The organism is Micromonospora sp. NPDC005298, from assembly GCF_040607375.1.
Lineage (GTDB): Bacteria > Actinomycetota > Actinomycetes > Mycobacteriales > Micromonosporaceae > Micromonospora.
In genome coordinates, this window is record NZ_JBEXGP010000007.1 from 136,683 (window position 1) to 158,029 (window position 21,347).

14 protein-coding genes and 1 pseudogene are annotated in these 21,347 nt (G+C 71.2%); 9 read left to right on the forward strand and 6 right to left on the reverse strand.

Features of this window, described 5'->3' with window-relative positions; genetic code table 11:
- Positions 1–25 precede the first annotated feature (25 nt).
- From ABZS77_RS14935 to ABZS77_RS14950, 4 genes are read right to left on the reverse strand one after another with little or no spacing between them, the layout of a single operon-like run.
- Complete coding sequence (locus ABZS77_RS14935; RefSeq protein ID WP_354822680.1) at positions 26–628, reverse strand: ATP/GTP-binding protein; 603 nt, start codon at positions 626–628, stop codon at positions 26–28.
- A complete protein-coding gene (locus tag ABZS77_RS14940) occupies positions 609–1,001 on the reverse strand; it encodes a DUF742 domain-containing protein (RefSeq protein WP_354822776.1) in 393 nt (130 codons plus the stop codon). Before ABZS77_RS14940 ends, ABZS77_RS14935 begins: the two co-directional genes overlap by 20 nt.
- Positions 988–1,410 carry a roadblock/LC7 domain-containing protein gene (locus ABZS77_RS14945; protein WP_354822681.1) on the reverse strand — a complete coding sequence of 141 codons (423 nt, stop codon included), beginning with the start codon at positions 1,408–1,410 and terminating at the stop codon, positions 988–990. Before ABZS77_RS14945 ends, ABZS77_RS14940 begins: the two co-directional genes overlap by 14 nt.
- Complete coding sequence (locus ABZS77_RS14950) at positions 1,410–3,950, reverse strand: nitrate- and nitrite sensing domain-containing protein (protein ID WP_354822683.1); 2,541 nt, start codon at positions 3,948–3,950, stop codon at positions 1,410–1,412. Before ABZS77_RS14950 ends, ABZS77_RS14945 begins: the two co-directional genes overlap by 1 nt.
- A 443-nt stretch (positions 3,951–4,393) precedes the next feature.
- Between ABZS77_RS14950 and ABZS77_RS14955 the strand changes: the two genes are divergently transcribed.
- The 5 genes and pseudogenes from ABZS77_RS14955 (at position 4,394) to ABZS77_RS14975 (ending at position 8,733) form a co-directional block, all read left to right on the forward strand.
- The gene (locus ABZS77_RS14955) at positions 4,394–5,005 is read left to right on the forward strand and encodes a hypothetical protein (protein ID WP_354822685.1); all 612 of its coding nucleotides are present in this window, start codon (positions 4,394–4,396) and stop codon (positions 5,003–5,005) included.
- A 341-nt stretch (positions 5,006–5,346) separates the two neighbouring features.
- Positions 5,347–5,538 (forward strand): annotated as a pseudogene (locus ABZS77_RS14960) (hypothetical protein); the annotation flags it as partial.
- Between the two features lie 742 nt (positions 5,539–6,280).
- Positions 6,281–7,939 carry a sodium:solute symporter family protein gene (locus tag ABZS77_RS14965; protein ID WP_354822687.1) on the forward strand — a complete coding sequence of 553 codons (1,659 nt, stop codon included), beginning with the start codon at positions 6,281–6,283 and terminating at the stop codon, positions 7,937–7,939.
- A gap of 15 nt (positions 7,940–7,954) precedes the next feature.
- On the forward strand, positions 7,955–8,263 hold the full coding sequence (locus ABZS77_RS14970; protein WP_354822689.1) for a hypothetical protein: 309 nt from the start codon (positions 7,955–7,957) through the stop codon (positions 8,261–8,263).
- An 83-nt stretch (positions 8,264–8,346) separates the two neighbouring features.
- Positions 8,347–8,733 carry a hypothetical protein gene (locus ABZS77_RS14975; RefSeq protein WP_354822691.1) on the forward strand — a complete coding sequence of 129 codons (387 nt, stop codon included), beginning with the start codon at positions 8,347–8,349 and terminating at the stop codon, positions 8,731–8,733.
- Positions 8,734–8,859: 126 nt separating this feature from the next.
- On the opposite strand, the gene ABZS77_RS14980 is transcribed toward ABZS77_RS14975, so the two are convergent.
- Positions 8,860–10,650, reverse strand: a complete 1,791-nt coding sequence (locus ABZS77_RS14980; protein WP_354822693.1) for a glycoside hydrolase family 6 protein — start codon at positions 10,648–10,650, stop codon at positions 8,860–8,862.
- A gap of 523 nt (positions 10,651–11,173) precedes the next feature.
- On the opposite strand from ABZS77_RS14980, the gene ABZS77_RS14985 reads away from it, so the two are divergent.
- Together ABZS77_RS14985 and ABZS77_RS14990 are read left to right on the forward strand one after the other, a co-directional pair.
- The gene (locus ABZS77_RS14985) at positions 11,174–12,403 is read left to right on the forward strand and encodes a hypothetical protein (protein ID WP_354822695.1); all 1,230 of its coding nucleotides are present in this window, start codon (positions 11,174–11,176) and stop codon (positions 12,401–12,403) included.
- Position 12,404: 1 nt separating this feature from the next.
- Positions 12,405–13,109 carry a class F sortase gene (locus ABZS77_RS14990; protein ID WP_354822697.1) on the forward strand — a complete coding sequence of 235 codons (705 nt, stop codon included), beginning with the start codon at positions 12,405–12,407 and terminating at the stop codon, positions 13,107–13,109.
- Between the two features lie 70 nt (positions 13,110–13,179).
- On the opposite strand, the gene ABZS77_RS14995 is transcribed toward ABZS77_RS14990, so the two are convergent.
- Positions 13,180–18,261, reverse strand: coding sequence for an NAD-glutamate dehydrogenase (locus ABZS77_RS14995; RefSeq protein WP_354822699.1), 5,082 nt, complete (start codon positions 18,259–18,261; stop codon positions 13,180–13,182).
- A gap of 289 nt (positions 18,262–18,550) precedes the next feature.
- On the opposite strand from ABZS77_RS14995, the gene ABZS77_RS15000 reads away from it, so the two are divergent.
- Entirely contained in the window at positions 18,551–20,518 is a 1,968-nt protein-coding gene (locus ABZS77_RS15000; protein ID WP_354822701.1) for a penicillin-binding transpeptidase domain-containing protein, read from the forward strand.
- A 77-nt stretch (positions 20,519–20,595) separates the two neighbouring features.
- Positions 20,596–21,339 (forward strand): alpha/beta hydrolase, encoded by a 744-nt coding sequence (locus ABZS77_RS15005; protein ID WP_354822703.1) that lies wholly within the window; start codon positions 20,596–20,598, stop codon positions 21,337–21,339.
- Positions 21,340–21,347: the final 8 nt, after the last annotated feature.

A 21,347-nucleotide genomic window follows, 5' to 3' on the forward strand; every position in this document is an offset into this window, starting at 1 on the left:
CCGATCCGGGGTTGACGCGCGTGGCTCAGGCGGTCGGCACCGGCTCGCCACGCTGACGGGCCACGTGCTCCACCAGAGAGATCAACACCATCTTGCCGGACTGCCGGTCCCGGGCGTCGCAGAGCACCATCGGCACGTCCGGATCCAGGTCGAGCGCCCGGCGTACGGTCTCCAGGTTGAACCGGCGGGCGTCGTCGAAGCAGTTCACGCCCACCACGAACGGGATGCCCCGCTGCTCGAAGTAGTCGATGGAGGGGAAGCAGTCGGCGAGCCGACGGGTGTCGGCGAGCACCACCGCGCCGAGCGCTCCGAAGGCCAGCTCGTCCCAGAGGAACCAGAACCGGTCCTGGCCCGGGGTGCCGAACAGGTAGACCTGCAGGTCCTCGTTGATGGTGATCCGGCCGAAGTCCATCGCCACCGTGGTCGTCGATTTCCCCTCCACGCCGGAGATGTCGTCGGTGCCGATCCCCGCGCCGGTCAGCACCTCCTCGGTCTGCAGGGGGCGGACCTCGCTCAGGGCGCTGACCAGGGTCGTCTTGCCGGCCCCGAAGCCACCGGCAATGAGGATCTTCAGTGCCAGTGGGATGGTGGCGGTGGAACCCGCCTGGTCAAAGTGCACGGCGTCCACTGACCACCGCCTTGAGAATGTCGTCGTCGGGAAGGTTGCCGGCCGCCGGCGGCTCGTGCACCGCTACCAGGCCCTGGGCGATGAGGTCACCGAGCAGCACCCGGACGACCCCGACCGCGAGATCCAACTCGGCCGCCAACTCGGCCACCGACACCGGCTGGCGGGCGAGCGCGACCAGCCGCCGGTGCTCCGGGAGCAGCCGGGGATGGGCCGTCCGGTCGAGGTCCGAGGCGGCCAGCACGAACGCGACCAGGTCGAACCCGTCGGCCGCGGACCGCACCCGGCCGCCGGTGATGGTGTACGGGCGCGCCACCGGCCCGGCGTCACCGTCCAGCCACTCGTGCTGAGGGCCGGGCGGCTCAGCCCACGTCACCGGCACCCGCCGACGGTCGGGCCGGCGCGGTGAGGTTCTCTCCCACCCGGATGACCAGCATCGCCATCTCGTACGCGACCAGACCGATGTCCGCGTCCGCGTCGCTCACCACGGCCAGGCACGTGCCCTGCCCGGCGGCGGTGACGAAGAGGTACGCCGACTCCATCTCCACCACCGTCTGCCGCACCGGACCGCCGTCGACGTGCCGGCTGGCCCCCCGCGCGAGGCTGGAGAACCCGGCGGCGAGGGCGCACAGGTGTTCGGCGTCGGAGCGTTCCAACTCGGCCGAGGAGCCGAGCAGCAACCCGTCCGCCGAGAGCACCACGGCTTCCCGGGCGGCCGGGACCCGTTCCACCAACTCGTCGAGCAGCCAGTCGAGGCTGCCGCTCTGCTTCGTCGAATGCGGCACTAGGCGTCCCTCTCAGTCGCGGGCGGGGATTCGGGGGCCGGCACCGCGGAGGTGACCGGCTCGGCGGCCGTCCCCCGGGTCGGATCGTCGCCGACCCGGCCGGTCGGATCGTCGCCGACCCGGCCGGTCGGATCGTCACTGACCCGGCCGGTCGGATCGTCGCCGACCCGTTCGGCGGGATTCGCCCGGCCGGCCGGAGCCGCCGGGGTGGTGGGGTTCGCCGCGACGGTGGGCGTGTCCACACCCGACGGCGTGGAGGCGGGAGCCGGCGTCGGCGTCGCCGCCGGGGGAACGACGGTGGCACGACCCCGGGCGGTGCCGGCCTGGAGGGCGGCCATCACCTGGCGTACCTCCTCCGGCGAGCGGGGCGACGGGGTGTCGGTGACGGTCGAGCGCGCCCGGGTCGCGGGCGCCGGCCGACGTACCCGGCGGGGCAGGCCGTCCAGCTCGTCACCGGCCGGCGCCGACGTCTCCCCGGCCCGCGGTCCGTTCCCTGACGGGGCCGGTACGGCGTCGGCCGGCGCGGCGTCGGCGGTGATCGTCCGGGTACGGCCGGCCCGGGGACGCGGAACACCGCCGCGATGGGCGGTTCGGGTCAGGCGCCGGTCCGGGCCGGCTGGCGCGGCGCCCAGCGTGCCCGGGTCGGGACCGGCCGGCGGCTCGGTCGTGATCAGGTCGGCGGGGAGCAGCACCACAGCCGTCACACCGCCATCCCCGGACGGACGCAGGCTCACCCGCACCCCGTGCCGGGCCGCCAGGCGGGCCACCACGAACAGGCCGAGTCGGGCGCTCTGCGCCGGGTCGAACTCCGGCGAGCTGGCCAGCCGGGTGTTGGCGCTCTCCAGCGCGGCGGCGGACATCCCCAGACCCCGGTCGGTGATCTCCAGGGCGTACCCGTTGGACACCTGCTCCCCCGCGACGGTGACCCGGGTGTCCGGCGGGGAGAACGCGGTCGCGTTCTCGACCAGCTCGGCGAGCAGGTGGATGACGTCGCCGACGGCCCGGCCCAGCACGCCGGCCGGCTGCACGGCGGTGATGTCCACCCGCTCGTACGCCTCGACCTCGGAGGTGGCGCCCCGGATCAGGTCGACCATCGCGACCGGGTTGCGCCACCCCCGGCCGGGCGCGGAGCCGGCGAGGATCACCAGGTCCTCGGCGTGCCTGCGGAGGCGGGTGGCCAGGTGGTCGACCTGGAACAGCTCGGCCAGCTCGTCCGGGTCCTCGGCGCGGCGCTCCATGCGGTCCAGCAGGTGCAGCTGCCGGTGCACCAGGCCCTGGCTGCGGCGGGCGATGTTGAGGAAGACCTCGTTGAGCCCGCGGCGCAGGGCGACCTCGTCCACCGCCGCCTGGACGGCCGTTCGCTGCACCTCGGTGAAGGCCCGCCCGACCTCGCCGATCTCGTCGTTGCCGTACTCCAGCGGGGGCGCCTCCCGGGCCACGTCGACCTGCTCGCCGCGACGCAGCCGGGCCACGACGTCCGGCAGCCGGTGCTCGGCCAGCTCCAGCGCCGCGGTGCGGACACCGCTGAGGCGCCGGACCAGGGTGCGGCCGACCCGCACCGCCACCAGCACCGACACCACCACCGCCGCGAGACCGAGCACACCGGCTGCGGCCAGCCGGACCAGGATCCCGACCGCCATCGGCACCGAACGGTCGGTGAGACGGTCGGCCTCGGCCAGCTCGAAGTCACGCAACTGCTGCTGTACGGCGTCATGGCTCTCCTGCCACGACGCCGCGTCCACCGGCGGCCGGCCGGTCCGGTTGGCCGCGACCAGCGCCTCCTGCATGGCGCGCAGGCTGGTGAACGCCGGGCTCTCGGTCAGCCGCTGGTACGCGACGCGCCCGGCCTCGGGCAGGTCGGCCACCGCGCTCTCGGTGAGCCACCGCTGGTTGCCGATGGCCTGCACGAGCTGGGCGTGCTCACCCTCGGCGAACCGGCCGGCGGTCAGCACACCGGCCAGCATGGCGTCGGTCTGGCCGAGCAGTTCCCGGGAACGGCCCAGCGCGGTGAGCGCCAGCGCCTGCCGATTGATGCCGGGGTCGGTCAGGTTCGCCATCGCGGAGAACGCCTGGAAGGCCGCCGAGACCATGCCGCTGTACAGACCGATCGCGCCGGCGCGGTCCATCATGCGGTCGTCGATGAAGTCCCGGCCGCTCGGCAGGGCCGCCAGGGCGGTGACCAGCCGGTCGACGCGGTCCTCCAGCAGGTCGTCGGCGGCGTCGCGCAGCGGCTCCCCGTCGACCCGGCGGCGCAGTTCGGCGACCGCCCGGTCGGTGCGCTGACGCTGCTCGGCAAGGGCCGGCAGGTCGCTGGTGCCGGCGAGCTGCACCACCGAGAGTCGGCGTTCGCGTTGCAGCTCGGTGACCACGGCCTCGCCGGGGCGGCCCAGGTCGTACAGCAGGGTGCGGGCGGAGAGCAGGTCCAGGGCGGGACCGAAGGTCAACGTCGTCGCGAAGATCCACAGGGCCAGCAGCGCGGTCACCGGCGCGACCACGAGTGCGGTCAGCTTCGAGCGGATCGGCCAGTCGCGGGTTCTCATCAGACCTCGCCCGTAAGGGGTGGCAGGAGGGGCGCCGGCACCGCCGGGCAACGCACCGGCCGACCGCCGCCCGACGGTGACGCCGGACACCGGCGCGGGCGCCTTGGGCAGGATACGTAATCAACGCCCTTTGCACTACCGCCCGTCGCCCCGACCTCCACGCTCCGGAATTCGGCGGGTCGACAGTGGCCGACCTCGCGGGCCGCAGCGCTCGTCGCGTCGACGCCGGCTCGTCGCCGACCGTCCCCGGACGCTCGTCGGTCCATCCGGGCGCGGTCCCTGACCTGCGTCACGTTCCGCCCTCCCGGGGAGCCGGGATCCGCCATCAGGGGACGTGAGGGCGATTTCCGGACAGCGGACACGGGTCCGACGAAGGAAAGTGCCCCGGATCGGGATTGGTGATCAGTGCACCGAGGGAATACGAGGTGACGAAGGAGGAGCCCATGTCGTCCACGCAGATAATCGTCATCGTGCTCGTCGTGCTGGTGGTCGTCGCGGCGCTGGCCGTGGCCGTCCGTTCGCTGGGCCGCCGCCGCGCACTGCGCGACCGTTTCGGACCGGAGTACGACCGGGTGGTGGCCGAGCAGGACAGCCGGTCCGCCGCGGAGCGCGAGCTGCGCGACCGGGAACGCCGGCACGCCGAGCTGACGCTCACCCCACTCACCCCCGAGTCCCGGGCCCGGTACGCCGCCGCCTGGGAGGAACTTCAGGTCCGCTTCATCGACTCCCCCGGTGACACCGTGGGCGACGCGGACGAACTCGTCACCCGACTCATCGAGGAGCAGGGCTACCCGACCGGGGACTTCTCCGACCAGATCGCCCACCTCTCCGTCGAGCACGCCCGCACCCTGACCAACTACCGGGACGCGCACGAGATCCACCTGCGCAACTCGCGGGGTGAGGCGAGCACCGAGGAGCTGCGCCAGGCGGTCGTGCACTACCGGGAGCTCTTCACCGACCTGCTCGGTACGGAGCCGACCGGTCAGCGCACGCCCGACCAGCACACGCCCGAACAGCGCCACCCCGACACCCCACACGACGCCACGAGCCGCTGAGGAGGCCACCGATGCGCCAGGACGAGCACCAGGTGAGCAACGACCACCCGGAGGCCGTGCGTTCCGCGCCGGTTCCGGTCCCCCCGTCCGGTGACCGAGCCGGCCACGACGGTCTGCCCGAGGACGCTCTGGACGAGCGGGACACGTTCGACGATCCCACCGCCGACCGCCAGACGACCGACGCCACCGACCGGGACGGCGTAACCGACCGCGCCGACGACGATCGTGCCAACGACGAGTGGGCCGACGACGACCGCGTCAACGACGACCGCGCCGACGACGAGCTGACCGAGGACGGACGCCACGCCCCCGGCGCGAACGACCGCTCCACCGACGAGGGCGAGTTCCACGAGCCGGGGCCCCTGCCGACCGCGTTCGGTGCCACCACGGTGGCTGACGCGGTGGCCGCGTCCGCGCTGGCCAGCCCGCGTCCGCAGGACCAGCCGGACCCCCGGGCCGAGCGGACCGCCGAGCCGGGCGACGGCGCCGAGGACGGCGAGCGTGAGGGCCTGCGGGCCGACCCGACCGCCGAACTGCACCGCCGCGACGCCGACGTGGACTCCGACGTCGACTACACCGACCGGACCGACGTCGACGACGCCGACGTGGACCGCACCGACCGCACCGACGTCGACGACGATTACGCCGACCGCACCGACGCGGACCGCACCGGCGCGGCCACCGTGGGCGCGGCCGGCTTCGGCAGCGCCGCACCCGAGATGGTCGACCCGGACGCCGACGTCGTACCGGTCACCACCGGTGACAACGGCACGTCGCTGGAGTCGGCCGGGACGTCGCGCCCCGCCGGGTCGACGGTCGCGGCGGAACCGGCGACGCTCCTCGACGCGGACTCCGCGCAGGGCTTCCGGGACCGCTGGCGCGACGTGCAGCTGCGTTTCGTCGACGACCCGCACGCGGCGGCCGGCGAGGCGCAGGCGCTGGTGGAGGAGGCCATCCAGGCTCTCTCCTCGGCGCTGGCGGCGCAGAAGACCACGCTGGGCGGCTGGCAGGACGCCGGCTCGGCGGACACCGAGCAGCTGCGGATGGCGGTCCGTAACTACCGCGACTTCCTGGACCGGGTCCTGGGCCGCTGAGTCAGGACGACCACGGAGCGCCCCGGCCACGACGGCCGGGGCGCTTCCTGCTGTCCACCGGACGAGATCGCCCGAGCGGGCCCGAACCCACCAGATCGGCCGAGCAGGCGTGAAATCGCGCGTACGGGGTAATAGGGCGCGCGCGGTTACCGGTGACGACGTCGGTACGAGGGGTGACGGGATGGACGGCGACGGCCTTCGGCTCAACATGAACGGGCTGGACTACCTGATTCTGGCGCTGTACTTCGTCACCGTCCTCGGCGTGGGCTTCGCGGCCCGCCGGGCGATCAGGACCAGCGTCGACTTCTTCCTCTCCGGCCGCTCCCTGCCGGCCTGGGTGACGGGTCTCGCCTTCGTCTCAGCGAACCTGGGCGCGCTGGAGATCATCGGTATGGCCGCGAACGGCGCCCAGTACGGCGTGATGACGGTCCACTACTACTGGATCGGCGCGGTGCCGGCGATGGTGTTCCTGGGCATCGTGATGATGCCCTTCTACTACGGCTCCAAGGTCCGCAGCGTGCCGGAGTACCTGCGGCTGCGGTTCAACCGCCCCACGCACCTGCTCAACGCGCTCAGCTTCGCCGTCGCCCAGGTGCTGATCGCCGGTGTGAACCTGTACGCGCTGGCCCTGGTGATGCAGGCGCTGCTCGGCTGGCCGCTCTGGACGGCGATCGTGGTGGGCGCGGCGATCGTGCTGGCGTACATCACCATCGGTGGTCTGTCCGGAGCGATCTACAACGAGGTGCTGCAGTTCTTCGTCATCCTGGCCGGTCTGATCCCGGTCACCGTGATCGGCCTGGTCAAGGTCGGTGGCGTGAGCGGGCTCATGGACGCCGTACGCGACTCCAAGCTCGGCGAGGCGGGCCTGCACGCCTGGCAGGACACCGGCAGCACCGCCAACCCGCTCGGCGCGCAGTGGATCGGCATCGTGTTCGGCCTCGGCTTCGTGCTGTCGTTCGGCTACTGGACGACGAACTTCGCCGAGGTGCAGCGGGCACTGTCGGCGAAGAACATGAGCGCCGCGCGGCGTACGCCGATCATCGCCGCGTACCCGAAGCTGTTCATCCCGCTGGTCACGGTGATCCCCGGCCTGGTGGCCCTGGTGACGGTCAAGGGTCTGGGCGCGGAGAGCGGCGACCTGCAGTACAACAACGCGATCCCGCTGCTGATGCGCGACCTGCTCCCCAACGGTGTACTCGGGGTGGCGGTCACCGGTCTGCTCGCCTCGTTCATGGCCGGCATGGCCGCCAACGTGAGCGGCTTCAACACGGTCTTCACCTACGACATCTGGCAGGCGTACATCCGTCGTGACCGGTCGGACGAGTACTACCTGCGGATCGGCCGGTGGGCGACGGTCGCCGCCGTGGTGATCGGTATCGGCACCGCGTTCATCGCGGCCGGATTCAGCAACATCATGAACTACATCCAGGCGCTCTTCTCCGTCTTCAACGCGCCGCTGTTCGCCACGTTCATCATCGGCATGTTCTGGAAGCGGATGACCGCCCTGGCCGGCTTCTGGTCGCTGCTGCTGGGCACCCTCGTGTCGCTGAGCCTCTACCTGCTCTACAAGGGCGGCGTGGTCGACTTCAACTCCGACCTGGAGGAGAGCTTCTGGGGCGCCGGTCTCGCGTTCGTCACGGCGGTGGTGGTCGCCGCGATCATCACCCCGCTCACCGCCCCCAAGCGCGACGAGGAGCTGCGCGGGCTGGTCTACGGCATGGGCGGCATCGACCTGAAGGGCGACGTGCTCGCCGGGGACGCCGCCTGGTACCGCTCCCCCGTCCTGCTCGGCCTGGTCGCGGTCGCGTTGGCGGCCCTCTTCTACATCCCGGTCTTCTAGGAAAGGAGTCGGCAGATGAGCAACGACGGCCAGCCGGCGCAGGACCCGCTGATCGACGAGACGCAGGCCGAGCAGCGCCGCTCCGCCGCGGCCCGGCTGTTCGACATCCGCCGGGTGATCGGTGGGCTCTTCGTGGCGTACGGGGTCATCGTCACGTTGATCGGCGTCTTCGACAGCCGGGCCGAGATCGACAAGGCCCAGGGAGTACGGATCAACCTGTGGGCGGGGTTGACGATGCTCGCCTTCGGGCTGCTCATGCTGCTCTGGCAGTGGCTGCGTCCGGCGGAGCCGCCGGCCCCCAACGAGCGGGAACCCGGCAGCTGACCGTCCTCCCCGCGCGCATGGCCGTCCGCCCACCGGGTAGCCGAGGGGGATACCGCACCGCGCCGGACACAGGAGGCGACACCATGACCGATCGTGACCGCCGACCGCCGCTGGAGGAGAGCCCGGAGATGGCCTCGGCGGTGGACGACGACAGCACCGTCCCGCAGTTGAGCGGTGGGGGCGGCCCGGACCGGGACACCCCGGCCTTCGCCGAGCCCCGCAACCGGTCGGGGGACCTCGCACCGGACACCGACGACCTGATCGGTGACCCGTACGCCGCGGGGACCGGTGCGACCGGAACGGGCACCGGGGCCGGCGGTGACAACATCCGCACCGGCGCCGAGCAGCCGTGGGAGCCGGAGGACCTGGTGATGGCCCGTGGGCAGGACCTCACCCCGGAGAACCTGGACAAGGCGCGCCGCGACCTGGCCGAGCAGGGCCGGGCGGCGATCGAACGCACCGTGCCCTGACCCGGGGTGCGACAGGGGTGGGGTCCCCGACCCGACCTGTGACGGTCGGACCGGGGACCCCGGGGAACCTGCCGCCGGCAGTGCCTCACCTACTGCCGGCGGCGGGTTGGTGTGGAAGCGATCCGGTCAGAGCGCCGGGTACGCGTTGCGCATGAGCTCCTGGAACTGGGCCGAGAACCACGCACCGGAGATCGGGGCGTTCGGCAGTGCGCCGGTCGGGTTGTTGCCGTTGCGGGCGTTGCCGCCGTACGTCGGGTCGCACATCCGGTCGAAGCCCTTGCCCTCGTTGTTCGGGATCTCCGAGCTGGAGCCGTCCGACTCACCCGGGGGCTTCACCCAGACGTAGGCGTCGATACCGGTCGCCGGGTTGGCCCGGGGCCGCTCACCGAGACCGGCACCAGCCTGGTTGCACCAGTTGCCGGCGTGGGCCCGGCGGTCGATCCGGCCACCGTTGACGTAGGTGTCCACGCTGGTCGTCGCACCCGGGCCGGTGGGCCGGGCGGAGCCGCCCCAACCGTTGCGGGAGGTGTCGATCAGCATGCCGATGTTGGAGTTGAAGCCGACCGAGACCAGCTTGTTCCGGAACGCCTGGGCGAAGGAAAGCTCGTCGACGTAGAAGTTCCAGTCGACCCACTTGGACTGCCGCACCGTCTGGCCGTTCACGGTGTCGGTGACCTTGAAGTACGGCTCCGTGAGCGCCGAGTAGTTGGCGGTGTTGGTGATGAAGCCGTGCACGTTGTTGACGGTGCTGCCGGAGGCGACCGCGGCGGTCTTCAGGATGTCGGCGGTCGGGCCGAAGTTGCTGTCCCAACCGAGCCAGCCGTGGTGCCCGGCGTCGATGTAGTTGTAGACGTTGCCGATCGCGCCCAGCTTGGCGAGGGCGTAGCCGACGCCGTTCACGTACGCGCCGTTGGCCTTGACCGTGTCACACATGACCGTGCCGCCGGCCTGACCGGACGTGTTGGTCACCAGGTTCGGCAGCGAGTCGATCTCGATGACGTTGATGATCCGCAGGTTCCGGTACTTCGCGTCGGACTGGATCGCGGCGATCGGGTCGATGTACTCGGCCTTGTAGCGCGGCAGTTCGTCCGGGCCCAGCTCACCGTTCGAGGCGAGCGCCGAGCAGTCCCGGCCGGGCAGGTTGTAGATCACGAACTGGATGTAGCCGGCGCCCTGACGCAGCGCCTCGTCCAGGTGCTCCCGCACCCCGAACGCGCCGTTCGAGCTGCTGTTCGGCGTGCCGTTGATGGCGGCGATCCGGTCCAGCCAGACGGCGGTGGGGTTGTTGGAGACCCTGCTTCCGCCGGGCTCGGCGTCAGCCTTGGCCTTCCACTCCGGGTTCACGTAGCCGCGCACTCCGGCGTACGGGTTGTCCACCTTCGTCCCCGGGGGCGGGGTGGTGGGCGGCGGGGTGGTGGGCGGGGGCGTGGTCGGGGGTGGGGTGGTCGGCGGGGGCGTCGTCGGCGGCGGGGTGGTCGGCGGCGTGGTGCCACCGTTGCAGGCCACGCCGTTCAGGGTGAACGAGGTCGGCTTCGGGTTGCTGCCGCTCCACGCGCCGTTGAAGCCGATGCTCGTCGACGCGCCGGTGGCGAGGCTGCCGTTGTAGGACAGGCTCCGCGCGGTGACCTGGCTGCCGGACTGGGTGAACTCGGCCGACCAGCCCTGCTGCACCCGCTGGCTGGAGTTGGGGAACGTCCAGCCGAGCGACCAGCCGTTGAGCGGGTCGCCGAGGTTCTTGATGGTGATGTTCGCGGTGAAACCGCCCTGCCAGTCGTTCGACGAGTAGGCGATGTCGCACTGCGTGGCGGCCTGCGCCGCCGTGACGGGGATCGTCACCAGCCCGCCGGCGACCAGGGCACCCGCGCCGGCGAGCGCGAGGGCCCGGCGTGGGCCGGACAACCTTCTCCACACATTCATGCCACTGATCTCCTTGGGCGAGACCGGGCCCGCGTACGGCCCGGCGGGACGGCTCGGTGGCGTCCTGCACGGACGGCCGCCGACGCCAACGGGATTTTTCGGGGGTGCCCGACCCGGACGGGCGTTTGGTGGTGGAGCGATCGACCGGCACGTGGCCGGACGGTCTGCGGCAGAACGTCGTCCGGCGGACCGGATGCCCTCGACGGTGGCTGCCTGTGCGGTGTGGCTCCCCCAACCGCGTGCGCCGATTCTTGCATGGGAGCGCTTCCATGGCAATGGCTCGATGCGTCGACGCGGAGGAACTGGACGATACCCCCGAGCGGCCCCGTGCGGCACGAGCAGGACGCCGCTGGCGCTGCGGGTACGGCAGGGCGGTGAAAGCCGCGTACCACCCCTTCACCTCTTACCAGCAGTAAAGGTCAAAACGCGAATCTTTCCCTTCATAGGTTATGAAACGGTCTAACGTCGGTCTTAGCTCGGTTGTCGCCGGGCTCAGGACAACAGGGATGGAGTGACGCAGGTCATGGCTAAGAAGATGCTCGGGAAGGTCGTTGCGGGCGCAGCGCTCGGCGGCGCCTCGCTCCTGGTGTTCACGCCGGGAATCGCGTTCGCGGACGGGCACCACGACAGCGGCAACGACCGTGACGGCAAGGTCTACGCCAAGCCGCACGTCGTCAAGGCTGGCGAAGAGGTCAAGCTCCTTGAGATCTGCCCGGATCGGCAGGAGCACGCGTACGTGTGGTCCAAGGTCACCGGCAAGGTCAAGCTCAAGCCGGCAGGCGACGACCGGGGTGAGGACCGCGGCGAGTGGCGCGAGGAGGAGAACTCCTCGGACCACGACAAGGGCAAGGACGAGAACGGCAAGGACCACGAGGGCAAGGACGAGCACGGCAAGGACGACAAGGGCAAGGACGAGCACGGCAAGGACGACAAGGGCAAGGACCAAGAGGGCAAGGACGAGAACGGCAAGGGCGAGAACGGCGAGAACGGCGAGGACAAGCCGCAGCCGCCCGCCGACGGTGCCCAGCCCGGTGGTCAGGGCGGTGGCGCTGCCGCCGACGCCTACGAGGACGAGGACGAGGGCAGCGAAGGCAGCAAGGACTGGAAGGGCGAGGAGCACGGCCAGGACGCCGACGCCAGCCACGGCGACAAGGGCCGCGAGGACAAGAAGGACTGGGACTCCAAGGACCAGGACAAGAAGGACTGGGAGTCCAAGGGCCACGACGAGTACGGCTCGGACGAGCGCGGCTCGGACAAGGGCTGGGAGAACAAGGGCTCCGACGAGTACGGCTCGGACAAGGGCTGGGAGAACAAGGACTCCGACGAGTACGGCTCGGACGAGCGCGGCTCCGACAAGTACGGCTCGGACAAGGGCTGGGAGAACAAGGGCCACGACGAGTACGGCTCGGACGAGCGCGGCTCCGACGAGTACGGCTCCGACAAGGGCTGGGAGAACAAGGACTCCGACGAGTACGGCTCGGACAAGGGCTGGGAGCGTGAGCGGGAGTTCGTCTACTACGGCGAGGCCAAGGTCGACCGTGACGCCAAGCCGGGTCGCTACGAGCTCAAGGGCTCGTGCGGCGAGGGCGAGCTGGTCGTGCTGCCGCACGGTGGTGTCGACGGCGGTGACGGTGGCGTCAGCACCGGCACCGACCGGGGCCTGGCCACCGGTGGGGCGAGCCTGCTCGGCGCTGCCGCGCTGGGCGGGATCGTGCTGATGCGTCGTCGGCGGACCGATGGTTCGCTCGTCTGACGTGACGACGACACGGGCCGGCGGCCGTCACGGGAGACCGTGGCGTGCCGCCGGCGCGGCCGTCGTCGTCACCGTCGCCATGATCGGGGCCGGCATGATCGGCGCGGCTCTGAAGACCACACCCGCTCCCCGCCCACCGCAGCCACAGTCCCAGGTCGGCCCCGAGGTCACCGGACCGGCGGACACCGCTACCGCCGTACCGCCGCTCGACGAGGCGCCCCCGGCGCAGGGGGACGCCGCGCCCTCACTGGCGCGGTCGGCACCCACCACCATCGAGATCCCCCGGATCGGCGTCAACGCGACGATCATGTCGCTGGGCACCAACCCGGACGGCACCGTCCAGGTCCCCCCGTTGGAACAGGCCGACAAGGCCGGCTGGTACGAGCCGGGGGCGAGCCCCGGCGAGACCGGCAACGCGGTCATCGTCGGGCACGTCGACTCGGCGAAGCTCGGCCCGGCCGTCTTCTTCGACCTGGGTGCCCTCACCCCGGGCGACACGATCACCGTACGGCGGGCCGACGGCCAGCCGGCCACCTTCCAGGTCGACTCGGTGAAGTCGTACCCGAAGACGGCCTTCCCCACCGAGTTGGTGTACGGGCCGAACGACCGGCCCGGCCTGCGGGTCGTCACCTGTGGCGGCCAGTTCGACGAGGCGGTCCGGAGCTACCCGGACAACGTCGTCGTCTTCGCCACCCTGGTGGGGTGAGCCGCCCACACGAAACGGTCCGGCCGGTCGGGGTGAACCCGACCGGCCGGACCGTGTGCGGCGTACCGGATCAGGCCGCCGCGGAGGTCCGCACCAGCGTGCGGATCTGGCGCAGCAGCACGGACAGTGCGGCGAGGTCGGCCCGCGACTCGTCGAACTCCCCCATCGCCCGTTGGGCGCGGTGGATCGACGTGGCGTTCGACTGCTCCCACTGCTGCACCCGTTCGTGCGGCGGCAGGTTCTCCGGCGTGGAGTCGAGCACCTCGGCGGTGAGCGCGGCAAGCGCGGCGTACAGGTCGTAGCGCAGCGCCATCCGGGCCAGGGTCTGCCAGCGGTCCTCCCTGGGCAGCAGGGAGATCTTCGACAGCAGCGAGTCCACCCGGAACAGGTCGGACAGCACGAAGTAGACCGGGGCCACCTCGCCGACGTCCCGACCGCTGCGGGTCGCGGTCTCCACCACGTCCAGCAGGCCGAAGCTGTACATCAGCCGGGTCGCGCGTTCGGCCAGCTCGCGGGGCAGCCCACGCTCGGTCATCGAGTCGATGTGCGCCGCGATGCCCTCCCGTTCGCTGCCGTAGAACAGCTCCTCCAGCCCCGGCAGCAGGCGGGCCACGCCGTCACGCAGGCGGGCGATCTCGGTCGGCACGTCGATGGGCGAACGCCGGTTGGTGACCAGCCACCGCACCGCGCGGTCCAGCAGTCGACGGGTGTCCAGGTAGACGCTGGTCTGCAGCTCCGGCGAGACCTTGTTGTCCAGGGCCTCGACGGCGTCCCAGACGTCCCGCAGCCCGAACACCTCACGGACCACCACGTACGCCCGGATCACGTCGGCCGCGCTGGCCGCGGTCTCCTCGACGACCCGGAACACGAACGAGATGCCGCCCCGGTTGATCGCCTCGTTGACCAGCACGGTGGTGACGATGTCCCGGCGCAGGCGGTGCCGGCCCATCCGGTCGGCGAACCGTTCGCGCATCGGCGTCGGGAAGTAGTTGACCAGCACCTCGGTCGTCCACTCCTCGTCGGCCAGCCCGTCGGTGAGGATCTCCCGCTCCAGGACGATCTTCACGTACGCGAGCAGCACCGCGAACTCCGGCGCGGTCAGGCCCGACTCGCTGCGGACCGCCAGCTCCTCGTCCGGCGGCAGCGCCTCCAGCGAGCGGTCCAACGCGCCGGAACGTTCCAGCTCGTTGATCATCCGCCGGTGCACCGGCAGCAGCGAGGCGGCCTGGGCCTGGGCGTTGTTGATCGCCCGCGCCTGGTCGTAGTTGTCCCGCAGCACCAGCTCCGCGACCTCGTCGGTCATGCCGGCCAGCAGCTCGTCCCGCTCGGCCGTGGTCAGCTCACCGTCGGCCACCGCGGTGTTCAGCAGGATCTTGATGTTCACCTCGTGGTCGGAGGTGTCCACCCCGGCCGCGTTGTCGATGAAGTCGGTGTAGATCCGGCCACCCGTCAACGCGTACTCGATCCGGCCGAGCTGGGTCCAGCCCAGGTTGCCGCCCTCGCCCGCCACCCGACAGCGCAGGCTGCGCCCGTCCACCCGGATCGCGTCGTTCGACTTGTCGCCCACCTCGGCGTTGGTCTGGGTGGACGCCTTGACGTAGGTGCCGATGCCGCCGTTCCAGAACAGGTCGACAGGCGCGGTGACGATCGCCTTCATCAGCTCCTGCGGTGAGAGCTGCGTGACGTCGTCGTCCAGGCCGATCGCCGCCCGGACCTGCGGCGTGATCGGGATGGACTTGGCGGTACGCGGGAAGATGCCACCCCCGGCCGAGATCAGCTCCGGGTTGTAGTCCTCCCAGGAGGAACGGGGCAGGTCGAACAGCCGCCGCCGCTCGGTGTACGAGGTGGCCGCGTCCGGGTCCGGGTCGAGGAAGATGTGCCGGTGGTCGAACGCGGCCACCAACCGGATGTGCTCGGACAGCAGCATCCCGTTGCCGAACACGTCACCGGACATGTCGCCGACGCCGACCACTGTGAAGTCCTCGGCCTGGGTGTCCAGACCCAGCTCCCGGAAGTGCCGCTTCACCGACTCCCAGGCGCCCCGGGCGGTGATGCCCATCTTCTTGTGGTCGTACCCGGCCGAACCACCGGAGGCGAACGCGTCGCCCATCCAGAAGTTGTGGTTCTTGGAGATCTCGTTGGCGATGTCGGAGAACGTCGCGGTGCCCTTGTCGGCCGCCACCACCAGGTACGGGTCGTCGCCGTCGTGCCGCACCACGTCCTCGGGCGGCACGATCTGCCCGCTGACGATGTTGTCGGTGACGTCGAGCATCGCGCCGACGAACTCCTGGTAGCAGGCGACCGCCTCGTCCCGGTCCCCCGGCTTCTGCTTCAGCACGAAGCCGCCCTTGGCGCCCACCGGCACGATCACCGTGTTCTTCACCATCTGCGCCTTGACCAGGCCCAGCACCTCGGTCCGGAAGTCCTCCCGACGGTCGGACCAGCGCAACCCGCCCCGGGCCACCGGCCCGAACCGCAGGTGCACACCCTCGAACCGGGGCGAGTACACGAAGATCTCGAACTTCGGTCGGGGCGCCGGCAGGTCCGGAATGGCCTGCGGGTCGAGCTTGAACGCCACGTACGCCTTCGGCCGCCCGTCGGCACGCCTCTGGTAGAAGCTGGTCCGCAGGGTCGCCTCGATGAGCGTCAGGTACGAGCGCAGGATCCGGTCCTGGTCAAGGCTCGCCACGTCGTCGAGCGCCGCCCGGATGGTCTCCACCAGCTCGCCGCTGCGCTGCTGACGCTGCTCGGCGCTCATCTCGCCCGGCGCGAACCGGATCTCGAACAGCTCCACCAGCAGACCGGCGATCTTCGGGTACGCGATGAAGGTCTGCTCCATGTAGTCCTGCGAGAAGACCGTGCCGGCCTGCCGCAGGTACTTCGCGTACGCCCGCAGCACCACCACCTGCCGCCAGGTGAGACCGCCGCGCAGCACCAGCTCGTTGAACCGGTCCACCTCGGCCTCGCCACGCCACGCCGCCGCGAACGCGTTCTCCACGTGCGGGCGCACCTCGGACAGCTCCTGGTGCCCCTCGGGCAACATCAGGCCGAAGTCGTACAGGTAGACCCGACCGTCGATCCGGTCCACCTCGTACGGGTGCTCGTCGACCACCCGGACACCGAGCGAGTGCAGCACCGGCAGCACGGCGGAGAGCATCATCGGTTCGCCGTACCGGTAGACCTTGAACCGGACGTTCATCGTCTCGGCCAGGTCCGCTCCGGGTGCCCGTGTGCCCGGCCGGGGCGCGAGCTGCTTGCGGAACAGGTGCATCTCCAGCTGGCCGGGCTCCTCCAGCAGCTCCAGCTTCGCCAGGTCCTTCATCGCCTCGTACGGCGTGTGCCCGTCCTTGTAGCCCTCGGGGAACGCGTCGGCGTACCTGGTGAACAGGTGCTTGGCCTGCTCGTCGCCGAGCTTGCGCTCCAGCACCAGCCGGTAGTCGTCGTCCCAGAGGCGGGTGGCGTCGGCCAACTCCTCGGCCAGCAGGTCGGCGTCGATGTCGCCGGGCGGCCGGGTGGGGTCGGTACGGACGATGAAGTGGATCCGGGCGAGCATCGACTCGGTGACCCGGGTGGTGTAGTCCACCCCGACACCGTTCAGCTCACGCAGCAGAATGTCCTGCATGCGCAGCCGGTTCTGCGTGGTGAACCGGTCCCGGGGCAGGTAGATGAGGCAGGAGATGAAGCGTCCGTACGCGTCGCGGCGCAGGAACACCCGCAGCTGCCGGCGACCGGCCATCCGCAGCACACCGATCACCGCGTGGTACAGGTCGTCGGTCTTGATCTGGAACAGCTCGTCGCGCGGGTAGGTCTCCAGGATCTGGATCAGGTCCTTGCCGGAGTGGCTGCGCCGGCTCAGGCCGGAGCGGTCCAGCACCTCGGCCACCTTGCGGCGCACCACCGGAAGCTCGCGCACGCTGGTGCGGTACGCGGCGGTGGAGAACAGGCCCAGGAAGCGCCGTTCGCCGATCACCTCGCCGACCTCGTTGAAGATCTTGAAGCCGATGTAGTCCAGGTACGCCGAGCGGTGCACGGTGGCCCGCGAGTTGGCCTTGGTGATGATGAGCAGGCGCTTCTCCAGCACCTTCTCGTGCGCCTCGGACGTCATCGAGGACAGCGACCGGGCCTCCGGCGAGTCCGAGCGCAGGATGCCCAGGCCGGTGCCGAGCACCGCCTCCAACGCCTTGCCGTCGACCGGGTCGGTGGCGTCCCCACCCGGAGCGTCCACCAGCCGGTACTCGCGGTAGCCGAGGAAGGTGAAGTGGTCGTGGGCGAGCCACCGCAGCAGCTCCACCGAGTCGGTGATGTCCTTCTCCGGCACCGGCGGACGGTTGTCGGAGGTGCGGGCCGAGGCCAGCTCGTCGGCGAGCGCGAGGGCACGCTGGCGCATCTTCGGCCAGTCCTCCACCGCCTCGCGCACGTCGGTGAGCACCCGTTGCAGCTCACGGCGCAGCCGGTCCCGCTCGGCCGCGTCGCGGACCGGGTCGATCTCGATCCGCATCCAGCTCTCGATGATGTCGCCGGCGATCGCGTCGTCCGGCTCCACATCGGCGGAGACCTCGGTGAGCCGGCCCAGCGGCTCGCGGCGGACCACCACCAGCGGGTGCACCAGCAGGTGCACGTCCAGGTGGTACGAGTTGAGCAGCGCGGTCACCGAGTCGACCAGGAACGGCATGTCGTCGGTGACGATCTCGACGACCGTGTGGTGCTGGTCCGCGTGCGGTTCGTGGATCCGCAGCTTCAGCTCGCCGGGGACCCGCTGCTGGGCGAGGTCCCGGTGTGCCCGGGCCGCGTCGAGCATCTCCTCCGCCGTGAAACCGACCAGCTCCTCGTCCGGGGCGAACCGCCAGAAACGACCCACCAGGGTCGCCGCGTCGTGGTCGTCCCCGGCGAGCGCGACAGCCTGGGCCACCAGGCGCTCCGCGTTCGGCACCGGTTCGTCGAGTTCGGCGTCCTCCACGTCGTCGGCCAACGCCTCGGTCGGCAGGCCCAGATCGTAGATGGTGTCGATGCTCGACCCGGTGAGGCCGGTGACGCCCGAGTCGAGTCGGCCGTAGCCGTCCCCGTCGGTCGCGGAATCGAAGCTGTCGTCGTCCCGGCCGGAGTCATCCTGCCGGAGGTCGGGTTCCGGTTTGATCGCCGGACGCCGGTCCATCGGTGCCACTCCCCTCGACCCACCGCGTTGTGGGTCACTCTGCCGCCAAGCCTAGGCCTGCCGTTCTGCGCGTTCGTCGGCGGACCACTGGCCAGACGTCCGGATCGGGACTCTGTCCTTTCACCCGTTGCGGGTCCGAGGTTGGCCGGTTGGCGGATACCCCGCCACGCGATGTTCATCACACCGGCGCGGTCCGTCTTTCCGCACGTCGGACCACATCACGGGACGTTGGGGACAGCCTTCTCGTACTACCGTGCAGGGCAGCCCGAGATCGGAAGGACCTCGCGTCATGCTCCTGTCGTACCCCCGGCCCCACCGACCGAACCCCGCGCGCCGGCGGCTGGCCGCCGCCACAGCGGCGCTGCTCACCGCCGGCATCCTGGCCGCCTGCTCCGGCGAGGACGGGCCGCAGCGCACCGTCGACGCCTTCCTCAGCGGCTGGCGCAGCGGCGATCTCCAGGCGGTCGGGCTGGTCGACCCCACCGGCAACAAGGTCCCGGCGGGTGACGTGAGCCGCGAGATCAAGGAACTCTCCGGCGAGTTGGCGGGCACCCCGCCCAAACTGACCCGCCGCGGCGACCCGAAGGTCACCAAGGACATCGCGACGGCGACGGTGCAGGTGGAGTGGACCCTGCCCGGTCAGACCCGTTGGGCGTACGACCGGGAGCTGCGGCTCGCCCAGGGCGACGACGACCAGTGGCAGGTGATCTGGGAGCCCCGTGTCGTTCACGAACAGCTCACCAAGGGCGACCGGCTGGGGTTGCGCCGGGAGGCCGCCCCTCGGGCCGGGGTGCTGGACGCCGCCGGGCAGCCGATTGTCGCCCCCCGTCCGGTGGTCCGGGTGGGCGTGCAGCCCGACGGGGTCGCCGACATCAAGAAGCTGGTGAAGGACCTCGACGGGGCCTTCAAGGCGATCCGCCCGGCGCTGGTCCCGGCGGTCGACCTGGCCGACCTGCCCGAGCGGGTGGCCAAGGCCGAGCCGGGCGACTTCGTCGAGGTGGTGACCCTCCGCGAGGAGGCCTACCGCCAGATCAAGCCCCGGATCTACGACCTGCCCGGCACCAAGTTCGTCACCGACAAACTCGACCTGGCGCCGACCCGGGAGTTCGCCCGCGCGCTGCTCGGCTCGGTCGACCCGGCGCAGGCCGACGACCTGGCCGCGCATCCCGACCGGTACGTGGTCGGTGACCTGGTCGGACATGGCGGGTTGCAGGGCCGGTACGACGAGCGGCTGCGCGGCAACCCCGGCCTGACCGTGGTGGTCGAGCGTCCCGCCGAGGGCGGCAAACTGGAGCCCACCGGCACCGAGTTGTTCCGCCGCGAGCCCCAGGCCGGGCAGGCGCTCAAGACGACCCTGGACGTGGCCGCCCAGAACGCCGCCGACTCCGCGCTGCGTCCCGAGGCGCGCCGCTCCGCGCTGGTGGCGGTACGGATCACCGACGGCTCGGTGCTCGCCGTGGCGAACGGTCCCGGGCCGGCCGGCGAGAACCTGGCCTTCAACGCGCAGGTGCCGCCCGGTTCCACGTTCAAGGTGGTGAGCGCGCTCGGCCTGCTGGACCGGGGCGCGGTCACCCTCGACGGGCCGGTGGACTGCAAGAAGACGGTCACCGTCGACGGCCGGTCCTTCAAGAACTCGGACAACTTCGAGTTGGGCTCGGTGCCGTTCCGCACCGATTTCGCCAAGTCCTGCAACACCGCGTTCGCCACGCTGGCCCCGAAGTTGGGCGGCGACGGGCTGGCCGCCGCCGGCCGTACGCTGGGCCTGGAGGGTCAGTGGGACCTCGGCGTCGACGCGTTCACCGGCAAGGTGTCGACCGGCGGGAGCCCCGCCGAGCAGGCCGCAGCCTCGTTCGGGCAGGGCACCACAATTGTCAGTCCGCTGGCCATGGCAGGTGCCACCGCGGCAGTCGCGCGCGGCCGGTTCGAGCAGCCGCAACTGCTTGTCGATCCCGCGCCGGCCAAGCCGGCCCCGGCCGGGGAACAGCTCAAGCCGGAGTCCGTCTCGGCGCTGCGCACCATGATGCGCGAGGTGGTGACCACCGGCACCGGCACCGCGCTCAGGGACGTGCCGGGCGGCGAGGTGTACGGCAAGACCGGCACCGCCGAGTACGACAACAACCCGGCCCACACGCACGCCTGGTTCGTGGGCTGGCGGGGTGATGTCGCGTTCGCCGTCTTCGTGGAGAAGGGCGGCGCTAGCACCGCCTCAGCCGTCCCGATCGCCGAGCGTTTCCTCCGCGCCCTCCCCACCCCCTGACCAGCTCCCTTCGGCGGGGTGAACTCTCGAGTCGATATCCCCGCGCTTGAACGCCGCCCGTGTGGGAGGCTCTCGCCATGGGGGAGTTGATCAATGTGGGGGACGGGTACGTCTGGGCCGAGGACACCGGGGGCGGCCTGCCGCCGGTCGTGCTACTGCACCCGGGCGTGGGCGATTCCCGCATCTGGAACCCCGTCTGGGAGCGGCTCGCCGGGCAGCACCGGCTGATCCGGTACGACGTGCGGGGCTTCGGCCGCTCCGCTCCGCCGACCGGGCCCTTCTCCCGGTTGGACGACCTGCGTCGGGTGCTTGACCGGCTCGGCGTCGGGCCGGCGGTGTTCGTCGGTTGCAGCATGGGCGGCGGTACGGCGCTCGACCTCGCCCTCGCCGAGCCGGATCGGGTTCGCGGGATGGTGCTGGCATGTCCCGGCATTTCCGGCGCCCCGCCCTCCCACGATCCCGACGACGAGTCGGACAGCGCCGACCCGGAGACCTTCGTCGAGCAGGGTGTCGCCCGGTGGGCCCGGGCCGGCCGCGACCCGCTCGTCGTCGATCTGCTGCGTTCGGCGGTCCGGTTCTGGCTCAACTGGGGCGACACCTTCGTCGATGACGGCGACGCGTGGTCCCGGCTGGAGGACGTTGCCACTCCGTGCGTGCTGCTGCTCGGCGATCTCGAACGCCCGTCGTTCGTCCCGTCCTGTGTCGAGGCCGCGCGGCGCATTCCCGGCTGCCGCCTCGTGCGACTACCCGGCGCCGACCACTTCGTGCCGCTGCGGGCGCCCGACGCCGTGGTGGAGGCGCTGCGCTCGCTGCCGCGCTGACCGACCGA

What these genes read in the sequence shown, in the direction of transcription:
- ABZS77_RS14975 (WP_354822691.1), top strand. Translation starts at nt 8,347, where the DNA reads ATGACCGATCGTGACCGCCGACCGCCGCTGGAGGAGAGCCCGGAGATG.
- ABZS77_RS15000 (WP_354822701.1), top strand. Translation starts at nt 18,551, where the DNA reads ATGCTCCTGTCGTACCCCCGGCCCCACCGACCGAACCCCGCGCGCCGG.
- ABZS77_RS14985 (WP_354822695.1), top strand. Translation starts at nt 11,174, where the DNA reads ATGGCTAAGAAGATGCTCGGGAAGGTCGTTGCGGGCGCAGCGCTCGGC.
- ABZS77_RS14965 (WP_354822687.1), top strand. Translation starts at nt 6,281, where the DNA reads ATGGACGGCGACGGCCTTCGGCTCAACATGAACGGGCTGGACTACCTG.
- ABZS77_RS14970 (WP_354822689.1), top strand. Translation starts at nt 7,955, where the DNA reads ATGAGCAACGACGGCCAGCCGGCGCAGGACCCGCTGATCGACGAGACG.
- ABZS77_RS14955 (WP_354822685.1), top strand. Translation starts at nt 4,394, where the DNA reads ATGTCGTCCACGCAGATAATCGTCATCGTGCTCGTCGTGCTGGTGGTC.
- ABZS77_RS14980 (WP_354822693.1), bottom strand. Translation starts at nt 10,650, where the DNA reads ATGAATGTGTGGAGAAGGTTGTCCGGCCCACGCCGGGCCCTCGCGCTC.
- ABZS77_RS15005 (WP_354822703.1), top strand. Translation starts at nt 20,596, where the DNA reads ATGGGGGAGTTGATCAATGTGGGGGACGGGTACGTCTGGGCCGAGGAC.
- ABZS77_RS14995 (WP_354822699.1), bottom strand. Translation starts at nt 18,261, where the DNA reads ATGGACCGGCGTCCGGCGATCAAACCGGAACCCGACCTCCGGCAGGAT.
- ABZS77_RS14950 (WP_354822683.1), bottom strand. Translation starts at nt 3,950, where the DNA reads ATGAGAACCCGCGACTGGCCGATCCGCTCGAAGCTGACCGCACTCGTG.